At 51.3% G+C, this 6,825-nt stretch carries 5 protein-coding genes and 1 pseudogene; all 6 read left to right on the forward strand.

From position 1 onward, the window contains the following. The first annotated feature begins 9 nt into the window (after positions 1-9). The gene (locus tag HY768_04720; protein ID MBI4726517.1) at positions 10-1,266 is read left to right on the forward strand and encodes a GWxTD domain-containing protein; all 1,257 of its coding nucleotides are present in this window, start codon (positions 10-12) and stop codon (positions 1,264-1,266) included. Continuing rightward, on the forward strand, positions 1,263-2,681 hold the full coding sequence (locus HY768_04725) for a GWxTD domain-containing protein (GenBank protein ID MBI4726518.1): 1,419 nt from the start codon (positions 1,263-1,265) through the stop codon (positions 2,679-2,681). Before HY768_04720 ends, HY768_04725 begins: the two co-directional genes overlap by 4 nt. A gap of 140 nt (positions 2,682-2,821) precedes the next feature. Then, positions 2,822-4,352: pseudogene (hutH, locus tag HY768_04730) on the forward strand (histidine ammonia-lyase). Positions 4,353-4,361: 9 nt separating this feature from the next. Beyond that, positions 4,362-5,003 (forward strand): TlpA family protein disulfide reductase, encoded by a 642-nt coding sequence (locus HY768_04735; protein MBI4726519.1) that lies wholly within the window; start codon positions 4,362-4,364, stop codon positions 5,001-5,003. Further along, positions 4,966-5,268 carry a hypothetical protein gene (locus tag HY768_04740; protein ID MBI4726520.1) on the forward strand — a complete coding sequence of 101 codons (303 nt, stop codon included), beginning with the start codon at positions 4,966-4,968 and terminating at the stop codon, positions 5,266-5,268. The genes HY768_04735 and HY768_04740 overlap by 38 nt, the downstream gene beginning before the upstream one ends. A gap of 209 nt (positions 5,269-5,477) precedes the next feature. Further along, the coding region (locus HY768_04745; GenBank protein ID MBI4726521.1) for a PEGA domain-containing protein at positions 5,478-6,825 on the forward strand (1,348 nt) is incomplete at its 3' end.

Here is a 6,825-nt window from a genome sequence, read left to right on the forward strand (position 1 = left end):
CTAATCAGAATGAGACAAACAAGAATAATTATCCTGTTGCTCGGCTTGAATGCTTCGATCCTCTGGGCCATGGGAGCAAGATCATCTGGGCTTGGTCAGAGTTTTGGCCTCAGCCAGGGTGCGGTCAGGTTTTATTATCAGGTGACCCAGTTCCAGGCCCCGGATGGGATCCGGGCCGAAATATCATATTCCCTGCCTTACGATCAGGTACAATTCGTGGCCCAGGGCCGGCAATTCAAAGCGGCCTATAGTTTTTCGGTGATCGTGATGGATGCCAAAGGCGGCCAAGTAGCCGGCGATTCCTGGGAAAGGTCACTGTCGGTGGAAAAATATCAGGAACTGCAAAAGGGGAATTATCTGGCCTGTGATACTTTCAGCCTGAAGGTTCTTCCAGGGAAATATAAATTCCTTATAATCTGCACCGACAACAACTCTGAACGAAGGGGAGCGTCTGAGATAAAACTGGAGATCAAAAGTTTTCAACCAGGCAGCCTGTACTTAAGCGGCCTGCGGTTTCAAAAAATGCAGGATGAAAAATTGATCCCGTGGCCTAAAAGACAATACGGGGACGGCAACGGCGATATCAACCTATACTATCGGATTTATTCAAACCAGCCGGAATCTATAAAGGCCGGCTATAGCCTGCTGCGTTTTGGCTCCACCGTCAATTCCTGGGTTCAAAACGAAACCCTGGCTGCGGCGGGCAACGAACTGGCTGTGACAAAAACCATCCGGGCCGACAGCCTTTTAACCGGCAGTTATGTTCTGATACTTGAAGTTCAACAGGCCGGGCAGGAAGCGGCGGCCAGAGAATCACTTTTTGTCCGTAATTCAAAATTCATTACCGCCAAAGATTATCGGGAGCAGATCGACCAACTGGAATATATTTCCAAGGGCCGGGAGATGGATTCCCTGCGGCAGGCGCCACCGGCCTTAAGGGAAACCTTGCTGCTGCGTTTTTGGCAGTTGAGGGATCCTGATACTACCACACTGGTCAATGAATTTCGCGATGAATACTACGATCGCGTGAATTATGCCAACGAGCACTTTGGCTCGGTATTCAAGCCCGGATGGAAAAGCGATATGGGCATGGTCTATATTATTTTCGGGCTGGCCGATGAGATCGAAAGGCATCCTTTTGAGCTGGAATATCCGGCCTATGAAATATGGTACTACTACTCAGACGGACGCCGGTATGTATTCATGGATCGCAAGGGCATAGGCGACTACGAATTGATTTATCCAAAAAGGGAGAGAGTGCGATGAACAATCAGTTTAAAAAACAACTGGTTCCGACGATGGCCCTGGCAATGCTTTTGGCAGTGTTTTCCCTGGCCCAGGGCTGGCCGCTTTTCTCCGACGGCACCATAAAGTTCTGGGTGGACGGGACTGCCTTTGCCGGAGACGGCGGGCGAACCTGGCAGGAGATTTACTGGAGCCTGCCGGTTAAAGATTTCGTGATTAAACAAAATGCCGGACAAAGAACAATCAGCTATAAGACAGTGATCCAACTTCGGGATTTCAGTGGCAAGCTTTTTCTCAATGAGGATTGGATTTCCAATCTTAATGTGCCAACGGTTCAGGAAATCGAGCGCCGGGATCTGGCAATTCAAGACCTGATTGTGGCGAATAATTTGAATCCCGGGGATTATTCTCTTAAATTTATGGTCAGTGACCTGAACGGAGGGAACATTGGAACCCTGGACCGGGAGATCAACGTCCCTTTTTTAAACCCGGGGAATCCATCCATCAGCCAAATCCAGGTGGCTTCGGACATTTATCTGGATTCCGCAAAAACCAGGTTCACCAAGGGTAAACTTCAGATCAAACCGCATCCTTCCCGGGAATTCGGCGAAGCCTACGGGAATTTGTATTATTACTTTGAAGTATACCGCCCGGTTTTAGATACTATTGGCAAAGGCAGATTCGTCCAAATCTCCTTGAACTCCACTTCCCAGCCGGTGATCAATAATATCGCCAATAACGACATTACTGAACGGAACGGACAGATAATTCAGACCGGTGGCGTTAATCTTGACAGCTTTCCCGACGGTTTGTATATCCTGAAAGCCCGACTAAAGGACGGAGCCGGAAAATTACTGGCCTATTCCCAGGCCGGAATTAAAATCAACCGAAAATCCCTGACAGAGATAACCGGGGTCGGGGATAAATTAGAGGAGGAAATACAGGCACTGCTGAAGGAAGGCGGAGAATATTTTTACGAAATAGGCTATATAGCTGCCTCCCGGGAGGTCGAACAACTGAAGAAGCTGGATGAAAGCGGAAAGAAAGAATTTTTGCGGAGGTTTTGGAACTCCCGCGACGCTGATCCGGCCACCCCCGAGAATGAAGCTCTGCTGGAGCACGCCCGGCGTTATAAATCCGCCGATATAAAGTTCGGAGAGAAAAATCGCGGGGGGATGAAGGGAAGCCTGACCGACCGGGGTCGGCTTTATATCAAATACGGCATACCTAACGAGGTTGAAAGCAAGACCATGCAGGGACAATTCCGCCCGGTTGAGATCTGGCGCTATTACAACGGGAATAAATTCGTTTTTGTCGACAAATCAAGTTTTGGCAGGTTCCAATTGATGTATTCAAAGTCCAAGGATGAGCGAACCGATCCCACCTGGGGTAAATATATTAGTCCCGATGTGATCCAAAATGAAGATCTAAAATAACTGGCAGCCCCGGTATTTTGTAAAAAGCTCCCATATCCGGGGGCTTTTTTCACGAGGGCTTTTCACGAAGGCTTTTTTCATTGACTTCTCTATCCAAATTGGCTAAAATACAGGATTATAACCTTATAGAAGTTGATATGATGCAAAAAGTTATTGTCGGGCAAAGACCTTTATCGCTTGAGATTATTGGGACAGTTGCGTCACTGAAAACGCGGCTGTCATTATCGGCGACAGCGCTGGCAAGATTGGCAGCCGGCCGCCGGGTGGTGGAACGGATCGTCAGGGAAAACCGGATGGTCTACGGCATTACCACCGGCTTCGGCAAATTTGCCGAAGTCCGGATTTCGCTGGACGAAATTGACCGGCTGCAGGAAAATCTGATAAAAAGCCATGCTACCGGGGTGGGGCAGTTGTTCCAGCCCCATCAAGAGTCAAGGCTATCATGCTTTTGCAGGCCAACCAGCTCTGCCAGGGGGCTTCGGGGGTCGGACCGCTGGTGGTCCGGCAGTTGCTGGGGCTTTTGAACAAGGACATCATACCGCTGGTCCCGCAGCAAGGTTCGGTGGGGCGTCGGGCGATCTGTCGCCCCTGGCCCATATCGGTCTGGTGATGATAGGGCGGGGCCAGGCTTTTTATAAGGGGAAAATGGTCAATGGCGCCGAGGCCTTAAAAAGAGCCGGGATGAAACCTTTGACACTTAAAGCTAAGGAGGGTCTGGCAATCACCAACGGGACAGAAGCGATGACGGCGGTAGGAATACTGAACCTGCTGGAGGCCGAGAGATTGTGCAAGCTGGCCGACATCGCCGGGGCCATGTCCCTGGAGGCCCTGCGCGGTACCGATATGGTCTTTGATGCCCGGATCCAGGCCCTGCGGCCGCATAACGGGCAGATGGACTCAGCTGAAAATCTAAGAAGGCTTTTGGCAGGAAGTGAAATCCGCAAATCCCATAAGGATTGCTTGAAAGTTCAGGATGCCTATTTGCTTCGTTGTATGTCGCAGGTCCACGGGGCCTCCAAAGGGGCTTTACAGCATATCAGGCAGGTTTTGGAAACAGAACTTAATTCTGTAACGGATAATCCGTTAGTAATTGTAAAAAACGGTCAGGTGCTTTCGGGCGGAAACTTCTATGGCCAGCCGGTGGCCCTGGCCATGAACTATTTGGGGATTGCAACGGCCGAGCTGGCCAATATCTCAGAGCGGCGCATCTCCCGGCTGCTGGATGTGTCCCTCTCGGGACTTCCGGGTTTCCTGACCAGGCAGGGAGGCCTTAATTCGGGATTGATGATAGTACAGAATACCGCCGCTTCGCTGGTCTCCGAGAACAAGGTGTTGGCTCATCCCTCTTCGGTGGATTCAATTCCCACCTCGGCCAATCAGGAGGACCATGTTTCCATGGGCGTCTTCGGGGCCCGCAAGGCCGGACAGATCTGCGACAACGTCCGCTATGTGCTGGCCTGCGAACTGCTATGCGCCTCCCAGGGATTGGAGTTTCATAAACCGTTAAAACCAGGCAAAGGTGTGAATGCGGCCCATCAGGCCATCCGGGCCAGGGTGAAATCATTTAAATATGATCGGGAATTTTATCGGGATATTGAGGCTATCAACGATATGATTCTGGACTGCTCGATATTGGATGCAGTGGAGAAAACTATGGGAAAAATGAAATAGTTGCTTTCCATGAAAAAACTTATTTTTACATTGTCAATTATGGTCATTACGGCATTGCCCGCCAGAACTGAGCCTGCCCCGGAATTTACCCTGCCGGATGCAAGCGGCCAGGCCTTTGCTCTAAGCCGGCAGAAGGGCAAGATTGTGTTGCTTTCGTTTTGGGCCGGCTATTGCAAACCGTGCCTAGCCGAGATGCCCATGCTGGAAAATCTCAGGAAAACCTACGGCGACAGCGGGCTGATGGTAGCCGGCATCTGCATAGATACCAAGCGCAGCCAGGCCAAAGCCAGAGAAATAGCCGTTAAGCAGCGGGTCAGCTATCCGATATTATACGATTTGGGCCAGAAGGCGATGATGCTTTATAAGGTCGGCCCGTTGCCTTCAACATTTTTGATAGACAAAAGAGGGAATATCCGTTATCATTTTGAGGGGTTTACCGAAAAAACCAAAGCGGAGCTGGCCCAAAAAATAAAACTGTTGCTGGCCGAGCTTAAAGCCCCGCCGGTCGTCTATTTTACCGGAATAGAATGCAAGGGCAAAGCGGCCGGGCTTAAAGGGCAGGCCGACAGCGTAGCGCTGGCAAGCATTCCCGAAAAGTATAAAAAACTTACCTTTGATAACGGCTCGCCGGCCGAGGCCGATTACGCTTAAAGGGCAGGCCGACAGCGTAGCGCTGGCAAGCATTCCCGAAAAGTATAAAAAACTTACCTTTGATAACGGCTCGCCGGCCGAGGCCGATTACTGTCTTACCGGCAGCCTGGTGCAGATGGGGCAGATGATAGGCCTGGACCTGGAAATAAAAAATGATCTCAAAGACGAAAAACCGTTGGCTCGGGCCGCAGCCGCCGGAGCGGCCAGCGAGGCCCTGGATAAAATCAAGGCCTTGACGGACGAATTGTTTTTGAACATAAAATAGGGATGGGTTTCGGGAAAAGAAAACTAACTCAACCCGCCCGCCCGGGCGGGATGGGTTCGGGGAAAAAACTCAACCTGCTTCGCTTCCCCTTCTCTTTGGTTCGACCATGCACTTCGGCATACTCAGTGTGTCACTCACCACAGGGCCAAGAGAAGGGGACAGGGGATGAGTTGGATAAAATATTTATAAAAACCAGAGGAGAATTGACTATGAGAAAGTTTGCCATATTTGCCGTCCTGGCAGCCCTTGTTTATACGGCTGCGGCCCGGGGACAGAAAGTGGGCGTTGCCGTTCTGGACCTGGAGCCCCAGGGCGTGGCCGTTTCCACCGCGGCGGTGATCTCGGAGTTCGTGCGGGGCGAGTTCCGCAACTCGGAAAGAATAGACCTGATTGAAAAGAATAAAATGGAGGCCCTGCTCAAACAAAAGGCGTTTGAGCAGACCGGCTGCACCGAGAGCAAATGCGCGGCCGAGGCCGGAACCATTTTAAACGTTGACAAGATGATTATCGGCACACTGGGCAAACTGGGCCAGAAGTTCGTGCTGACCCTAAGAGTGGTTGACGTTAAGACCGCCCGGATTGAATACCAGGATCGCGAGGAAAAAATTGTAGCCGAGGAGGATTTGAACAATCTGGTTCCTCCGCTGGTAGCCAGAATACTGCCCAAGATAAAGCTTACCGGCCTGGGCCAGGCTTTGTCACAGGAACAGTCGCCGGCCGCCGAAACCGGAGGCCTTAAGGTTTACTCCGCTCCGGCCGGCGCCAATATATTTGTGGACGGAACTGATTGGGGACAAACCCCAAGACTTGTAAGCCCGCTGGAGGCGGGCGAACGTTCGGTGCTTTTGACTTTGGACGGCTACCGAAACGCGGAAAGGCAGGTGAAAGTTGCCAGGGGCATCACCGCCAGCATGAATGTGACGCTGGAAAAAGTCTACGGCTCCATAAAAGTTACCAGTTCGCCGCCCGGGGCCGGCGTTTACATGGATAAGGTTTCAAAAGGTTTAACAGGTTCAACAGGTTTGACGGTAGCGGGGTTAAGCATTAGAACATACCGGCTAAAGGTCGCCAAAACCGGTTACGAAAATTACGAGGTTGAAGTTACAACGGCACCGGATGAAGTAACCGAAGTAAACGCGGTTTTAAATCCCAAGCCCGGCTCCATTGTAATAACCAGCACGCCAAGCGGGGCCAATGTTATGGTTGACGGAACGCCAAGGGGCAACACCCCCTGCTCGGTAACGGGCCTGGAGCCGGGGTCGTATTCCGTTAAAGTTGAAAAGACCGGCTACCAGGACGGGGAAATAAGCGTAAACATTGGAGCCGGGCAGAGCGTGGCGAAGTCCATAGTTCTTAAGAAAACCCCAACCTCTCCCTCTTATCCCTCCCCTCGAGGGGAGGGAAGGGTGGGGTTAACCCCTCTGGGCGGCGGGGAAAGTAGGAACGAGAAGGACGGCTCGGTCCTCATAGAGATCCCCGCGGGCAATTTTACCATGGGCAGCAATGATTACGATGACGAAAAACCAATACACACGGTTCACCTTGACAAATACTACA

The sequence above is a fragment of the candidate division TA06 bacterium genome, assembly GCA_016208585.1.
Classification (GTDB): Bacteria; Edwardsbacteria; AC1; order AC1; family EtOH8; genus UBA5202.